The sequence below is a fragment of the Paracoccus marcusii genome (assembly GCF_006151785.1).
Lineage (GTDB): Bacteria > Pseudomonadota > Alphaproteobacteria > Rhodobacterales > Rhodobacteraceae > Paracoccus > Paracoccus marcusii.
Genome location: NZ_VDDD01000034.1, coordinates 16,515 through 30,139, shown reverse-complemented (window position 1 = coordinate 30,139; position 13,625 = coordinate 16,515). Strand labels below are relative to the sequence as shown.

Annotated in this window: 16 protein-coding genes and 1 pseudogene; 5 read left to right on the top strand and 12 right to left on the bottom strand. The window is 63.8% G+C overall.

Annotation, left to right across the window (positions count from 1 at the left end; all coding sequences use genetic code 11):
* Positions 1-965: 965 nt before the first annotated feature.
* Positions 966-1,862 carry a LysR family transcriptional regulator gene (locus tag FHD68_RS07605; protein WP_240542458.1) on the bottom strand — a complete coding sequence of 299 codons (897 nt, stop codon included), beginning with the start codon at positions 1,860-1,862 and terminating at the stop codon, positions 966-968.
* Positions 1,863-2,704: 842 nt separating this feature from the next.
* Here FHD68_RS07605 and FHD68_RS07595 point away from each other — a divergent pair.
* Positions 2,705-3,322 (top strand): FMN-dependent NADH-azoreductase, encoded by a 618-nt coding sequence (locus FHD68_RS07595; RefSeq protein ID WP_127897299.1) that lies wholly within the window; start codon positions 2,705-2,707, stop codon positions 3,320-3,322.
* 44 nt (positions 3,323-3,366) lie between these two features.
* Here the strand turns inward: FHD68_RS07595 and FHD68_RS19865 are convergent, their stop codons facing one another.
* The 7 genes and pseudogenes from FHD68_RS19865 to FHD68_RS07565 form a co-directional block, all read right to left on the bottom strand.
* Positions 3,367-3,600: an integrase core domain-containing protein gene (locus FHD68_RS19865; protein ID WP_127897298.1), complete on the bottom strand. Its 234-nt coding sequence runs from the start codon at positions 3,598-3,600 to the stop codon at positions 3,367-3,369.
* A 15-nt stretch (positions 3,601-3,615) separates the two neighbouring features.
* A pseudogene (locus tag FHD68_RS19495) lies at positions 3,616-3,865 on the bottom strand (transposase); the annotation flags it as partial.
* 57 nt (positions 3,866-3,922) lie between these two features.
* Positions 3,923-4,576: a hypothetical protein gene (locus FHD68_RS07585; protein WP_127897297.1), complete on the bottom strand. Its 654-nt coding sequence runs from the start codon at positions 4,574-4,576 to the stop codon at positions 3,923-3,925.
* 101 nt (positions 4,577-4,677) lie between these two features.
* Positions 4,678-5,283: an aldo/keto reductase gene (locus FHD68_RS07580; RefSeq protein WP_127897296.1), complete on the bottom strand. Its 606-nt coding sequence runs from the start codon at positions 5,281-5,283 to the stop codon at positions 4,678-4,680.
* A 127-nt stretch (positions 5,284-5,410) separates the two neighbouring features.
* Positions 5,411-5,785 (bottom strand): lysozyme inhibitor LprI family protein, encoded by a 375-nt coding sequence (locus tag FHD68_RS07575; RefSeq protein ID WP_127897295.1) that lies wholly within the window; start codon positions 5,783-5,785, stop codon positions 5,411-5,413.
* Positions 5,786-5,816: 31 nt separating this feature from the next.
* Entirely contained in the window at positions 5,817-5,993 is a 177-nt protein-coding gene (locus FHD68_RS19860) for a DUF4354 family protein (protein ID WP_371706152.1), read from the bottom strand.
* 607 nt (positions 5,994-6,600) lie between these two features.
* Positions 6,601-7,431, bottom strand: coding sequence for an alpha/beta fold hydrolase (locus FHD68_RS07565; protein WP_127897294.1), 831 nt, complete (start codon positions 7,429-7,431; stop codon positions 6,601-6,603).
* Between FHD68_RS07565 and FHD68_RS07560 the strand changes: the two genes are divergently transcribed.
* Positions 7,418-8,596 carry a GlxA family transcriptional regulator gene (locus FHD68_RS07560; protein ID WP_244297785.1) on the top strand — a complete coding sequence of 393 codons (1,179 nt, stop codon included), beginning with the start codon at positions 7,418-7,420 and terminating at the stop codon, positions 8,594-8,596. The genes FHD68_RS07565 and FHD68_RS07560 overlap by 14 nt on opposite strands.
* Before the next feature lie 70 nt (positions 8,597-8,666).
* Here the strand turns inward: FHD68_RS07560 and FHD68_RS07555 are convergent, their stop codons facing one another.
* Positions 8,667-9,074 (bottom strand): VOC family protein, encoded by a 408-nt coding sequence (locus tag FHD68_RS07555; RefSeq protein WP_127897293.1) that lies wholly within the window; start codon positions 9,072-9,074, stop codon positions 8,667-8,669.
* A gap of 68 nt (positions 9,075-9,142) precedes the next feature.
* Here FHD68_RS07555 and FHD68_RS07550 point away from each other — a divergent pair, with 68 nt between their 5' ends.
* On the top strand, positions 9,143-9,775 hold the full coding sequence (locus tag FHD68_RS07550; protein ID WP_205963161.1) for a TetR/AcrR family transcriptional regulator: 633 nt from the start codon (positions 9,143-9,145) through the stop codon (positions 9,773-9,775).
* On the opposite strand, the gene FHD68_RS07545 is transcribed toward FHD68_RS07550, so the two are convergent.
* Positions 9,765-10,703 carry an alpha/beta hydrolase family protein gene (locus FHD68_RS07545; protein WP_127897292.1) on the bottom strand — a complete coding sequence of 313 codons (939 nt, stop codon included), beginning with the start codon at positions 10,701-10,703 and terminating at the stop codon, positions 9,765-9,767. The two genes, FHD68_RS07550 and FHD68_RS07545, sit on opposite strands and share 11 nt — an antisense overlap.
* 3 nt (positions 10,704-10,706) lie before the next feature.
* Positions 10,707-11,459: an SDR family oxidoreductase gene (locus tag FHD68_RS07540; protein WP_127897291.1), complete on the bottom strand. Its 753-nt coding sequence runs from the start codon at positions 11,457-11,459 to the stop codon at positions 10,707-10,709.
* Positions 11,460-11,553: 94 nt separating this feature from the next.
* On the opposite strand from FHD68_RS07540, the gene FHD68_RS07535 reads away from it, so the two are divergent.
* Entirely contained in the window at positions 11,554-12,459 is a 906-nt protein-coding gene (locus tag FHD68_RS07535) for an AraC family transcriptional regulator (protein ID WP_127897290.1), read from the top strand.
* Here the strand turns inward: FHD68_RS07535 and FHD68_RS07530 are convergent.
* Positions 12,456-12,863, bottom strand: a complete 408-nt coding sequence (locus FHD68_RS07530) for a RidA family protein (protein ID WP_127897289.1) — start codon at positions 12,861-12,863, stop codon at positions 12,456-12,458. The two genes, FHD68_RS07535 and FHD68_RS07530, sit on opposite strands and share 4 nt — an antisense overlap.
* A 168-nt stretch (positions 12,864-13,031) precedes the next feature.
* Here FHD68_RS07530 and FHD68_RS07525 point away from each other — a divergent pair, with 168 nt between their 5' ends.
* Positions 13,032-13,622 carry a TetR/AcrR family transcriptional regulator gene (locus FHD68_RS07525; RefSeq protein ID WP_164871351.1) on the top strand — a complete coding sequence of 197 codons (591 nt, stop codon included), beginning with the start codon at positions 13,032-13,034 and terminating at the stop codon, positions 13,620-13,622.
* The last annotated feature ends 3 nt before the right edge of the window (positions 13,623-13,625 follow it).

The window sequence follows — 13,625 nt, the reverse complement described above, 5'->3', positions numbered from 1 at the left end:
GAAGACCTCATGCCCTGGCGGCACGCACAGCCGTCAAGCCTCACCGCATAGGGCCGCGACGTCGCGCTTACATATGAGGCTCCCCCGATAAATATGCATCGTTTGTTGCCCTTGGCGGCAGGGGCGTCAATGGCGAGCAGGCGGGTGCGCCACTTGAAGCCGCTCCCACCAATCGTCGATTTGGATCGAGCGACCACACTGGCGTTGATTAGCCGATACTCAAGTCTGGTCTAGACGCATGCGGCCCAAAGCATACGGTCAACAACTGCCAAGCGGAGCGTTGCAGCCTCCCCAATCCAGACATTCGTGCTCAAAGCAGAAAGACTTACCGGCAGTGCCCCTAGACCCCATTGTTATGCCCAGATGACCGGTCTGAATAGGGCCAATTCATACCTAGCCTGCAGGTTGGAGGCTGCAGCTAAACAGCACATAGTTGAGCTATGGCACCGAAACCGTTGCCAATCGTTAGCTCTGTGTTGGAAAGGATACATTTTATGTTGCTATAAATGATAAGGGGTGCATCACTATCTGCATCACCATCCGGTCAACTTAGTAGCGGTTCTTAAATGCAAGCATCACCTATTATAGGACGTTTCAAGAATAAAGCCACCGCACCTCACGTAATCAAAGCGATTAGAAAGTTTCAGGGTGATCGTAGGAGCGCAGTTCGCGGAATCATCTCTGATGCACACAAGAATGACGACCTCCAGCCATATGGATCCTTTGTTTCAGCGCGATTTCTGATAGAAGCTATCGGACGATACTTTAGCAACGTTTAGTTGGCTGTTGCGGGCAGTGTAAGCTTTACACGAGAGCCGTCTGCTTCACGACGATGCTGCTACTGCCAAGCGGCACCATCGTCAGTCGGCTTTCCGCCCCTCGTGACGGAGTTGGCGTCGGCCGTGCTGCGGCTGCGACGAACGTCCGTTCCTGTGGCCTGAGACTTTTGCTACGCTGAACGGTGGTCATCGCTTACCCATCTCGGCCAGTAATCGTTGTCCTGCAGGTCCCGGTGGATGCTTTGACAAATGAGCAGCGTAGATGGTCAGCGTGCCTTTTTGGGCGGCCGCATCTTCGTCTAGAGCAAGTTCCACGATGCGCCCTTCTTTCAGGTCCGCCTCTACCAGATATCGCGGCATCCGGCACCAGCCGAACCCTGCACGAAGAAAGTCTAGCCGGCGGCCTAGATCAAGGAACCGCCACCGCGCGAAACTCGCGATGCCATAGTCGGGGCTTTCGGCGACAAAGCCAGAGCTGAGAACAAGCTGAACATGCGGCTCTAGATCCGCGCGCGTCAGCGGGCCGGCCTTGTGCGCCAGCGGATGCATTGGCGCTACGACCGGCACCAGGTCAACCGTGGTTAGCGGAACGGCGAGCACATCTTCGGGCACCTCTGGCAACAATAGGCCAATCGCCAGCGCCACTTCCTTGCGGCGGAGCCGGCGCAGCGCTCCGCCAAGTCCCTCGGTAGAAAAGCTGATCGGCAGCTGCGGCCAGGTTTCATGCAGGATGCGCAGTCCTTTGATCAGGGGTGCCGAGGGCACCAACGGATCAATCGCCAGCGCCAGTTCCGGCTCTAGTCCCTTCCGGGTGCCCGCGGCCACCGCCTCAAATCTAGCTGCGCTGGCAAGGACAAGCCGTGCCTGCTCCACCAACACGCGCCCTGCCTCTGTCAGCACCGGACGATGACCTGCCCTGTCGAACAAAGTCACCTGCTGCGTTGCTTCCAGATTGGCGACAGACTGGCTAATCGCAGATTGCGCACGTGATAGGCTGCGGCCAGCCGCCGAGAAGCTGCCAGCATCGGCAATGGTCACCAGGACACGCAGCTGATCAAGAGTCAGAGCGTTGAGCATACCCATCTCAAAACCAGATAGATTTCATCATTATTATACGTCTTCAAGAGATGCTCATCGCAACTTAACTTCCGCATATGCAATCAACATACCTCATCAATCACGGTTGTGGCCCCTGTTTTTTCTTGAAAGGAGGACTTATACGCGACGGCTTCCGAGAGTTAGAGGCCTATATCGCCTGCTCTGTCGGGCAGCTCGCAGGAGGCTCGCGCGTGATCCTCGTCATCTCGGGGCACTGGGAGGAGGATGCACCGACCGTGAGCGCCTCTGCGAATCCGCTACTGTTCTACGATTAAAGGGGGGGCTCGGCTTGCACTTATCGGCCTACTTGGCCAGCGCCAAGGTCACCGGATATTGTAGCACGGGTGCAGCGCCTGCAGGGACATGCCGGGATCGACAGCGCCCGCGATACCGAGATACTGAGCGATGCTGGGAGCCTGAGGTATTCGTGCCATCCGAGTTGATCTGGCCCGAGACGCCTATCCCGCCTGTGCAGTTGTCGATGCGCCGCGGCTAGGTTCCGGCAGGGCATCTCGCAATAGTTCGCGCGCTCCGCTCGCTTCGCAATGAAGGCGTGCTGATCTTCCGCGGTGGTTGGACATATTAGAGCAGGGCCGGCGGCTTCGGCGACCCTGATCCCGTGACGACGCGCTGATCAGATGGGCGGAAGCCCCTGTCGCCTCCTACGCCTAGCCCGAGGAGGATCATCTGCTGGCCGTGATGGTGGTGGCTGGCGCCGCCTCGGGCGAGCGCGGCCATATCGATTTTCGTGGGCTGGCCCTTGGCAAGCCTATTTTCGGGTTCCCCTTCGGAGCCTAACCTTCCCAGATTTCCCAGAAAGGAAACACATGACCAATCTCCTTCTCGTCGAGACCAGCCCGCGCGGCGCTGGGTCCATTTCGCGCAACCTGACAGCGAAGTTCATCTCTGACTGGAAGGCTGCGAATGCTGAAGGCCAGATCGTGACCCGAGATCTGGCCGAGGATTCGCTGCCCCATGTCACCATGGGCTGGCTGGGCGCATATTTCACGCCGCCCGAGGCCCTGAGCGCAGAGCAGAAGGCAGCGCTCGCGAAATCGGATGAGCTGGTGCAAGAGTTACTTGCCGCCGATGAGATCGTGATCTCGACCCCTGTCTACAATTACAACATTCCTTCCAGCCTGAAGGCATGGGTCGATCACATCGTAAGAAAGGGCCTGACCCTCGGTTTTGACGGCAAGGGTTTGTTGACGGGCAAGAAGGCGACGCTGATCGTGGCCTCCGGCGGCTACTACGGCCACGGCTCACCGATCGCGGACCGCAACATCGCGCCGCGTTACATGAAACTGATCATGAATGTTATCGGAATCACCGATGTGTCGGTGATCCACGGCGAAAACGCGAAATCGGTTGATATGGGCGAGACCACGATGGAGGCCTTCGTCGAAAGCTTCGCACCGCAGATGAAGCTGCTCACCTACGTCTGATCAGTGACCGGCCCCACCACGGCGGGGCCGGAGCTTTCGGCGGGCTAGCGCAACAGTTCAGCTGCACTGGCTCCCCGCTGAACTTTTATTGCGTGCAGAAAGTCGGGCGATTGCGCTGGGCAAATGCCGGGCAAAGCCCGCGGGGGTCTCGTAGCCGGGGCTGAGTGCGGCCGGGGGGTGTGGTAGCCGGTAACCCAGGCTTTGGGCAGATCGCGGGCACGTGCAAGTTTACGAAATAGTGTCTCACTCAGAAACTTGTCCCGTATTACGGCGGGCATTACCACTTTCTAGGACAGCTCTTGCATCGCCGCCCTGTCGAGCATTGGGCTTGCCAGCACCTTCTTTGGCTTGGCATTCTCGTTCTCTAATGCCTTCAGACGCCTGGCCTCAGACACCGTCACCCAGAATACTTAGCCTTCCAGGCATAGGATGTAACCTGCGACACCCCGTGCTTGCGGCAGATACCTGCGCACTTCGCGCCCACTTCATGCTCTTGCAAATGCCAATGATCTGCTCTTCCGTAACTCGTGCCCTTTTCCTCATCCATTCTCTCCATGGGCCGGACTCTAATCGCAGATAGAGTAAAAATCCCGTGGCAGGTCAGGGCCCGCAGCGCCACAGCCCCCCGACCACAATCTCGGCCCCACCATTCGGCTGCAGCGTCAGTGTCCCCGGACGGGCAGGGGACTCTCCGCCTTCGATCGTCGGCCCCGTTACCTCGATCTCGACCGACCCGTCGGGTCCGGTGAAGGCGGTGCCGGCGACGATGCCGTTGAACCCGCCCGGTGCGCTGAGGGTCATGAGGCGGCCAGAGAATCTGATAGCCGCTCCCGCGGGCCGGTCCGTCCCCACATAGCCCGCAGCCAGCAGCAGCGTCCTGCCCTCTGCCTCGAAGCCACAGAACAGCTCGCCTGCCAACGCCGCGTTCTCCATGTCGCTCGGGGTCAGCGGCTGCAATAAGGGCCGCGTGACCGCGATGTCCAGCTCGCCGCCGATCTGGACTGCGCGGCTTTCCTTTTCGAGAACACAGATCACACTTGCAACGCGGTCCTCGGCGACCTGCCCGCTGACGATGGCCAGACCGTAGCTTTGGCTACCGAACGGGTCGACCACCGCGGAAGCGTTGGACATCGAGTTGCCCACAGCGCCAAGGCACGTATTCTCGACCTCGGCGGCAAAGGCAGCCCAGGCATCATCGCTGGAGCCGAAGGCCGGGCCCGCAAGCAGCATGAGGGGGAAAAGAGACTTCAGCATTCGATTATTCCTTGCGTTGTGGGGATCAGGGCGACGTGTCCCCTAGAATCGCGGGGTGTTCCCCCTGCCAGACAGACAGGACTGGAACGGATGCGTCAGGATCATGCGGGTCGCGGATGCGCAGGATAAGCGCAGAAACGGCCCACCCGCTGGCTGCTCTGACTGACCCGCTTCGCCGCGCTATCCAAGGGTGACCGATTGGCCACCTTGGCGACATACCAGGCCGGCGTGTTCGAGAAACCGTAATATAGGATCTTGCCCCGCGCGACCGCCGCCGCCAGCGTCCGCAGCACCTCTTCGGGCGGGGTGGTGCGGTCCCAGACATGCATCCAGTAGAGATCGATCCGGTTTGTCCCGAGCCGGCGCAGCGAACCCTCGATCCCCAGCCAAATGTTGATCGCGCCGTTGCCGCCATGCAGCTGATTCCTCTGCGCGCGCGCAAAGCTCGACTTGGTCGAAACCACGATCCGATCGCGAAGGCCGCTCTCCTTCAGGAAGCCGCCCAGCATCCGCTCGCTTTCGCCGCTGCTATAGACATCGGCCGTGTCGACCACGTTGCCGCCGGTGGCGACATAGGCCTCTAAGACCCGGCGCGTCCCGGCCAGATCGCTGCCCCACCGGCCCGCGCCGAAGGTCATGGTGCTTAGTGTCAGTGGGCTTACGATCAGCCCCGAACGGCACCAGGTCCAGTAATCGGTCATCTGCATGGTCTGCTCCTCTCCAAGATCATGACGTGAAGCTGGGCGCGCGGCGCGCTGCAGATTGCCAGGGTCCCTCTGCCTGAACCGGCCATGGCCTACTGATGCGCCGCAAGGATAGGCCGAGTCACCTGCCTTACGGGGCGCGGGGAACAGGGCAAGCCAAATCGCCTTCGGGGCAGTTGAGGAGGTCCTCGAACTCGTTTACGCGCTTCCGCGTCAGATCCTCTATGCATGCATTGTAGACCATCGGCGCAGCGCTTCCCTGGATGCCGGATGTCCGGAAACGGCACTCATTGTCCCGAAACGCGATCCAGGCGCGCTGCGCCTCGACAAGCTTTTCTTTGCCTGCCGAGTTGTCCGCAAGCCGGGACCGCATGATTCCGTAAAGCTCGTTCAGTCTGGCGTCAGGAGTATTCGCGATCACGCTGACCGGAAGGGCAGCGAGCAATGCACTGAAAAAAAGAAGCTTCATGATGATCCTATGTTTGATCTTGTCGTAATCGCCCATTCAACCAGGGACAGACTGGCGGCTTTGTCCGCTAGCAATCGCCCGAGACATGAACCGAGGTTGCAAACCGCACTTCTATGCTATTCGACGCGAAGCTTGCGAAACCGTTCGCGCTGTCGCCGGCGTCAAGGGACCCGGTGGTCAGAGCCGCGTCAACGGTATCAAGGTTGAAGAGATTCCCATCAATCGTTTGTGCGGTGAAGCACAGGCTGATGAGGTCGACTGGTGCATCGGTGGCATTCGTGATGGCGATGTCGAACGATGAAGTAGGCGACCGTCCCTGCCTTGGTCATTGCGCCAATGGACCTGTCGATTGCGTTGACGCCGATGCCCTCGTGGACATCGGCAAGGGCCGGAAGGGTGGTGGCAGCCACGGCGAGCAGGCAGGCAAGAGCGGACCTTTTCATGGTTTCCTCGCAGGTATGCAGTCATGTTAAGCGCCGAATGCAGGTGCCGGGGATGGCATTGACGGAACCCTGTGCCCGGGGCACCTGTAAGGGCTCCGGACGAACGGATGCGCCTGCAGCGCGGCAGTGATGGCCTGTCGGGGCGCACCCATCCGCTGACCTAGTTCCTCGTGTCATTTCGGCTTCGGCATATCGTCGATAAGCAAAGCAGGCCGCAGTGGTATGCGGCCCACCCTGCTATCTCTGGTGCCCGAGCATTGCGTGAACATGACGCCTTCGACGTTCAGCTCGGCGCCGAAGGGGGCGCGGCTGCCGGGTGTCGGGCGGGTTTGACAGGCCACGGCTTTATGCTGCGGCCTGCAGGCAGGCGCATCGGGCGATACGTCCTGGCTTTCCGAGGGCTTCCCGTCAGCCTCTGACGAAGGCAAGAAGATCAGGATTGATAAGGTCGGGGTTGGTAGCAAAGGGCGCGTGCGACAGGCTCGGATAGGTCTTCAGCGTGCCGTTCCGCAACAGCTTGATGGCCTTATGGGCCGAATTCGCGATCGGCACGATCTGGTCGTCCTCGCCGTGCATCAGCAGGACCGGAATGTTCAACGCCCTGAGATCCTCGGTGAAGTCGGTTTCCGAAAAGGCCTTGATGCAGTCGTAATGCGCCTTGGCCCCGCCCATCATGCCCTGACGCCACCAGTTCTGGATCTGGCCCTGACTGACCTGCGCCCCCTCGCGGTTGAAGCCGAAGAAGGGCCCCGACGGGATGTCCAGGAAGAATTGCGCCCGGTTGGCGACCAGTGCGGCGCGGAAGCCGTCGAAGATCTCCGGCGGGATGCCGTCGGGATTGGCCTCGGAGGCGATCATCACCGGCGGCACGGCGCCGATCAGGACGGCCTTGGAGATGCGGCCGGCCTCGGCCCGGGCGGCATAGCGCGCGACCTCTCCTCCGCCCGTCGAGTGGCCGATATGGATCGCGTTTCTCAGGTTCAGCGCGCGGGCCAGTTCGACGACATCCTGCGCATAAGTGTCCATCTCGTTGCCGGTATCTGTCTGGTCCGAGCGGCCGTGGCCGCGGCGATCATGAGCGACGACGCGGTAGCCCTGTTCCAGGAAGTAGAGCATCTGGTTGTCCCAGTCATCGCCTGACAGAGGCCAGCCGTGATGGAAGACGATTGGCTGCGCATCGCGCGGCCCCCAGTCCTTGTAGAAGATGTTGGTGCCGTCTTGGGTCGTGATCGTCGCCATGACGATGTCTCCTTTGGATTTAGCAGCAAGGCTGCGTGACAGGATCAGAAGGGCAGCCGCGGCGGCCCCGGTTGTCATCAGAGTTCGTCGGTTGATGGTCGCATTCATGAGGCTGTCCTTCGTTCCATATGGACAAGGTAGCCATTCGCGCTCGCCAAGAGGCGTGGCGAAAATGACAATAGCCGATGTGAATCGGACAATGACCAAGAACCCTGATCTGGTGGCCGAAATCGGCCTTCTGCTCTATCCGGGCTGCCAGCTGGCAGCGATCCACGGGCTGACCGACCTCTTTCGCCTTGCCGGCGAGTTGAGCGGCGATGATGCGGGCGCCATCCGCGTTTCGCATTGGCAAGCCGATGATGACGGGGTCGGTTGCGTCTGGGACAGCCATCCGGGCCCGCCGCACCGGTTGACGCATGTCATCGCGCCGCCCAGCATCATCCTGCCTAAGCTGATGGCCCCCGCTCCTGCGGAGGCCGCTTGGCTGCGCGATCAGCACGGCAGCGGGGCGATCCTCTGCTCGGTCTGCGCGGGCGCGTTCGTTCTGGCCGAAACCGGCCTGATCGACGGTCGGCGCGCGACGACGCACTGGGCCTTTGCGCGCCAGCTTGCGGCGCGCTTTCCCAAGGTGAAGCTGGCCGACGCGCATATGGTTGTGGATGAAGGCGACATCATGACCGCCGGTGGCATCCTGGCCTGGACAGATCTGGGGCTGACGCTGGTGGACCGGCTGCTTGGGCCTGCCACGATGCTGGCCACGGCGCGCTTCCTGCTGATCGAGCCACCGCGCCAGAGCCAGCGCCCCTTTGCCCAGTTCGTGCCGCGATTCGATCACGGCGATGACGCGATCCGCCAGAGCCAGCACCACATACACGCCAATGCGCAGACGATGCAGGGCGTGGGGGATCTGGCGGACCGGGCGGGAATGACGGGGCGCACCTTTCTACGGCGTTTCCGTGCCGCGACCGGGTTCTCGCCGGTCGAATATCTGCAGCAGGTCCGGATCGCCAAGGCACGCGAAGCGCTTGAGCGGACGTTGACGCCGGTGGACCGCATCGCATGGGAGGTGGGCTATTCGGACCCCGCCGCCTTTCGCAAGCTGTTCCAGAAGCTGACCAGCATTCCCCCCGCCGCTTATCGCCAGCAATTCGGCATCGCGGGTTGAGGATGCGGCCCCGGGCCGCTGCCCGGCCGCCGGAAGAGGACGCAATCCGGCCGTTCCGGGCCCCGCTCGATCACAGTTCCGACGACAGGCGTCCCTCGCGCTGCGGGGCGCGGATGAGGCCCTCGACCAGATCATCCGTCCATTCGACATATTCAACGTGCAGGCCGTCGGGGTGCCGCGCATAAAGCATCCGCCCCGTGGGAACCGAGACAATGGGCTGCGTGATGGTCGCGCCGCCCCGGATCAGTTCGGCCTCGACGGCATCCAGGTCGGACACGATCAGCGGGCCGTGGCTGTCTGCTATGGGGGCCAACGATTCGCGTGTCCCGGCCACGACAAAGACGTCACCGATGCCCGCAAGGTCCCATTCTCCGTAACGAAAGCGCAGATGCGCCTTCCTGCCATGCAGACGCTCGAGCAGAGTCAGGGTCTTGTCGCAATCCGCGGTGAACATTCTGGAATAGGTCTTCAGGATCATCTCGCACCTTTTGTATCGATCACTACTGAACTATGTTCAGGGCAAGCCCCGTGCAACGGTGATTTATAGTGATCGATACAAAACCCTCGCCCAAAGGGGGGCGCCCCCGATCATTCGACTGTGACGAGGCGGTCGAGACCGCGATGCATCTGTTCTGGCGCCATGGCTATGAGGGCGTCACGCTGAACATGCTGACCGGGGCGATGGGGATCGCGCCGCCCAGCCTCTATTCGACCTTCGGATCCAAGGCGGGGTTGTTCCGGGAGGCGGTCGCCCGCTATGCGCGGCAATCCGGGCTGATGCCGATGGGCCAGGATGGCGGACAATCGACGCTGGATGCCGCCCTGGCCGGGTTCTTCCACCGCGCCATCGACTGGATCACCGGCCCGGATGGCGGGCGCGGCTGCATGATCTCTTCGGGCCTGCTAGCCGCTCATCCCGACAACGAGGAGTTGCGTGATGAGCTTGCCAAGCTCAGGCGCGAGATGGCGGCGGATCTTGAGGATCAACTGCGGGAATGGCTGTCGCCGGACCGCGCGGGGATCGCCGCAAGCTTCGTCTGCATGACATTGCAGGGTCTGTCGGTGCAGGCCCGCGACGGCGCCAGCGCCGAGGCGCTTCGCGCCATGGCCGATCTTGCGCGGGCGGGCGTTCATGCTCTGGCGCTACAGGAACCCGCCGCGCCCCCGATCAGCGTTTGAGCGCGACCGTGGCAAGGGGCGTCGGGCTGCGTGCCAACGCAGCCAGCGCCTCGGGCCACGCCAGTGGGTCAAGATCGAGCGCCGCGCCAAGCCACGCTAGGGTCAGCCGCCGTGTCGCCTCCAGCGCATCGGGGTGCTCGATCTCGGTTTCCTTCGCGTCCAGCCCGGCAACTCCGCCCAATCCGTGCCCGACATCGTGGATCCTCACCAGCGCCTGAGCCGTTGGCGCATCGTGATAGGCATCAGCGTGCCATTCCGGGCCGCGCAGGGTGAAGTGCTGCGGATCATCCTTTTGGCCACAGACGACCAACGTCGGCACGCGTATCGTCGCAAAATCCACATCCAGAAAGGACAGGCGCGCGGCTTGTTCGGGCAGAAGATCGCCGCCCCTTCCCGGACTGGCCAGCAGGATGCCCGCGCGGATGCGCGGGTCGAGGAAGTCCTGTCCTGCCACCTGTCCGCCCATGGCAAGACTGCAGGTGTGGCCGCCGAAGGAATGCCCGGCCAAGGCGATCCTTTCGCGATCAAGGCGGCCCGTGATGCCGGGCAGGCGCTCCAACAGGTCCAGCCCGTCGAGGATCGCGCGCAGTTCGGCGACGCGCTCGCGCCAGAACCAAGGGCCTCCGGGCAGCCTGGGGTCCAGCCCGCCGATGCGAGCGCTGGCATGGGTGGGCTGGATGACCGCAAGGCCGCGTTCGGCCCAGAACTGGGCGAGGGGGGCGTAGCCGTCCTTCGACGGGATTGCGTTCGACGGCCCGAAGCCGTGCGACAGGATCAGGACCGGCAGCGGCCCGGTCCCGACCGGCGCGGTCAGTCGCAGTTCAAGCGGCTGACGCCCGGGCATCGGCAGGCAGATCGGCGTATAGGCCAGGGTCAGGGCCGGCGGGGGCGCGGGCAGCTCGCGTGACAGGCGGATCAGGCGGTTCATCGTCTATGCCGCCGATTGTGCATCGGCCATGGCCCGCGCATCGGCCCCGGCCAGCAGGCGCATCGGCGCGTCCGGTTCGGTCACGGCCCGCCAGACGGCCTCTGCCACGTCGCCTGCCTGCGTCCGGTCGCGGGCGGCGCGCAGCGACCCCAGGACGGCCTGCATGAAGGGGCCGTAATCATCCGGCACGTCCATCCCCATCCGCGCGACCGCATTGCGACCGAACGCGGTCTCGGGCGCGCTGCCGGGCAGGACCAGCCGGGTCCTGATGCCGAAAGGCGCGGCCTCCAGCGCAAGGCTTTCGGTGAAGGCGTTCACCGCCGCCTTGCTGGCGCTATAGACCGACAGCGCGGGCAGAGCCTTCAGCGTCACGGCCGAACTGATGTTGACGATGACGCCGTGCCCTTGGCGACGCATCGCGGGCATCGCGGCGTGGGTCACGCCCATCATGCCCAGAAAGTTGATCTCGAACAGCTCGCGTGCGCGGTCGATGCCGACGCCTTCCAGCACGTTTAGCATGCCCACGCCCGCATTGTTGACCAGCGCGTCCAGCAGGCCGGCCTGGGTCAGGGCGGCGGCAATGCTGGCGCCGTCGGTCACGTCCAGCGGCAGCACCCGCAGGCGGTCCGCCTCGGGCAGCCCTTCGGGCGAGGGGTGGCGCATCGTGGCGACGACCTCCCAGCCCCGATCGAGGAAATGCAGCGCGGTGGCGCGCCCGAAGCCGGACGAGGTTCCGGTGATGAGAATGCGGGGCATGGTGTTCTCCTGTCATACGATCATTGGACAGATAGACGGCGGGCCGCGATCATTCTATGAACACACGTCCGCAATCATTCAGCGAAAGTTCAGGATGCCGGTTCAGGATGCGCCCGACCCCCTTTCGGCAGCCGTCGCGCTGCTGAGCCCTGGGATGGAACTGTCCAAGCTGGTCGAGGGCGGGGGCGCCTGGCAAGTGCGCCGCGACGATCTGGACAGCCCCCTCTATTGCGCCATCGTCGAGGGCCGCGCCCGACTGGAGGTCGCGGAGGGTGGCGTGACGCTTAGGGCGGGGGATTTCGTGCTGGTTCCGGCCCTGTCCGGGTTCCGCATGACCAGCCTGCCGCCCCCCGATCCGCGCGGGCCGGAACTGCGCCTGCAGGCGGGGCCGGGGCAGGTGCGGCTGGGGCCGCCCGAGGCCCCGGTCGAGATGCGCGCGCTGGTTGGTCATTGCCGCTTTCGCGGGGCACGCCCGGTGCTGGTCTCGCTGCTGCCGGGAGTGATCGTGGTGTCCGGACAGCCCCGGCTTGCCGCGCTGGTCCGGATGATCCATGACGAGACGCGCGCCGACAGGCCGGGCCGGGCGCTGACGCTCGGGCGGCTTCTCGACGTCCTGCTGATCGAGGCGCTGCGCTCGGGTGCGGGGGTGGACCTGCCGCCGGGCCTGTTGCGTGGGCTGGCCGATCCGCAGCTGGCCGCGGCCCTGGGGCGCATTCATGACGATCCGGCGGCGGATGTCACGGTCGCGTCGCTTGCGCGCGCGGCGGGCCTGTCGCGGACGGGCTTCTTCGAGCGGTTCCGGCGCGAGGTGGGACGCGCGCCGATGCAGTATCTGACCGACTGGCGGATGGCCGTCGCGCAGGATCTGCTGCGCGAGGGGCGGCTGACGAACGATCAGATCGCGCGGCGCGTCGGCTACGGCTCGGCCAGTGCCTTCGGCATGGCGTTCCAGCGCCATGCCGGGGTCCCGCCACGGGTCTTTGCCGAGGCCGGAGCCTAGCGGGCGGCGTCGGGGAGCCGGGCCACGACCTTGATCTCAAAGTCGAAACCCGCCAGCCATGTCACGCCCAAGGCGGTCCAAGCGGGGTAGGGTGCGGCGGGGAAATGGCGATCCTTGACCGCCATCAGGTCACCGAACTGGGCGGCCGGGTCGGTGTGGAACGTGGTCACGTCGATGATGTCGTCAAAGCTGCAACCTGCTGCGGACAGGATCGCGCCCAGATTGGCGAAGGCGCGTTCGACCTGGGCCAGATGCGTATCCTCGGGGGTGCCGTCCTCGCGGCTGCCGACCTGGCCCGACACGAACAGCAGGCCGTCGCTGCGGATCGCGGGGGAATAGCCGTGTTCGTGATAGAGGGCGTGGCGGGCAGAGCCGGCGGGGAAAATCGCGTCGCGCGTGGTCATGAAACTGTCCTTTGTTGCGTCTGCAGGGCTGTTGGTCGAAAAGCGGCACAGGGCCGTTGCGGCCCAAGACAAGCCGGATTTTCATACGGGGCGTATGTGAATTCCTATAGACATGCGCGACGTATGTAAACACCTGTCGTGCGGACGGGAAAAGCGGAGTGGAAGATAGTGGCCAGAACCCGTGCCGAGATGACCGAGGAGACGCGCGAAAAGCTGATCGAGGCGGCGCGCCGGGCCTTTGCGCGTGACGGTTTCGCGGCGACCTCGATGGATGCGCTGACCTCGGATGTCGGGCTGACGCGGGGCGCGCTCTATCACAATTTCGGCGACAAGAAGGGGCTGCTGGCGGCGGTGGTCGATCGGATCGACGCCGAGATGGCCGCCAAGGCGCGCCGGATCGGGGCGGCGGCGGGACCGGGATGGGACGCGCTGCTGGCCGAGGGATGCGCCTATATCGAGATGGCGCTGGACCCGGAGGTGCGGCGCATTGTGCTGCTGGACGGGCCGGCCGTGCTGGGCGATCCGTCGCTCTGGCCCAGCCAGAACCGGTGCCTGGACGCGACGCGGGCGGCGGTGCAGGGGCTTTTGCCCCACGACATCCTGCGGCCGGTGGATGTCGAAGCCGCTTCGCGGCTGCTGAACGGGGCCGCCCTGAACGCGGCGCTGTGGGTCGGGACCTCTGCGGACCCGGCCCTGACGCTTCCCAAGGCGCAGCACGCCTTTCGTCTTTTGGCAGAAGGGCTGCTGCGCCAACGCTGACCG

What these genes read in the sequence shown, in the direction of transcription:
- FHD68_RS07605 (WP_240542458.1), bottom strand. Translation starts at nt 1,862, where the DNA reads ATGGGTATGCTCAACGCTCTGACTCTTGATCAGCTGCGTGTCCTGGTG.
- FHD68_RS07595 (WP_127897299.1), top strand. Translation starts at nt 2,705, where the DNA reads ATGACCAATCTCCTTCTCGTCGAGACCAGCCCGCGCGGCGCTGGGTCC.
- FHD68_RS07565 (WP_127897294.1), bottom strand. Translation starts at nt 7,431, where the DNA reads ATGGCGACGATCACGACCCAAGACGGCACCAACATCTTCTACAAGGAC.
- FHD68_RS07555 (WP_127897293.1), bottom strand. Translation starts at nt 9,074, where the DNA reads ATGATCCTGAAGACCTATTCCAGAATGTTCACCGCGGATTGCGACAAG.
- FHD68_RS07580 (WP_127897296.1), bottom strand. Translation starts at nt 5,283, where the DNA reads ATGCAGATGACCGATTACTGGACCTGGTGCCGTTCGGGGCTGATCGTA.
- FHD68_RS19865 (WP_127897298.1), bottom strand. Translation starts at nt 3,600, where the DNA reads ATGCCCGCCGTAATACGGGACAAGTTTCTGAGTGAGACACTATTTCGT.
- FHD68_RS07585 (WP_127897297.1), bottom strand. Translation starts at nt 4,576, where the DNA reads ATGCTGAAGTCTCTTTTCCCCCTCATGCTGCTTGCGGGCCCGGCCTTC.
- FHD68_RS07540 (WP_127897291.1), bottom strand. Translation starts at nt 11,459, where the DNA reads ATGCCCCGCATTCTCATCACCGGAACCTCGTCCGGCTTCGGGCGCGCC.
- FHD68_RS07575 (WP_127897295.1), bottom strand. Translation starts at nt 5,785, where the DNA reads ATGGGCGATTACGACAAGATCAAACATAGGATCATCATGAAGCTTCTT.
- FHD68_RS07530 (WP_127897289.1), bottom strand. Translation starts at nt 12,863, where the DNA reads ATGACCACGCGCGACGCGATTTTCCCCGCCGGCTCTGCCCGCCACGCC.
- FHD68_RS07545 (WP_127897292.1), bottom strand. Translation starts at nt 10,703, where the DNA reads ATGAACCGCCTGATCCGCCTGTCACGCGAGCTGCCCGCGCCCCCGCCG.
- FHD68_RS07535 (WP_127897290.1), top strand. Translation starts at nt 11,554, where the DNA reads ATGCCGGTTCAGGATGCGCCCGACCCCCTTTCGGCAGCCGTCGCGCTG.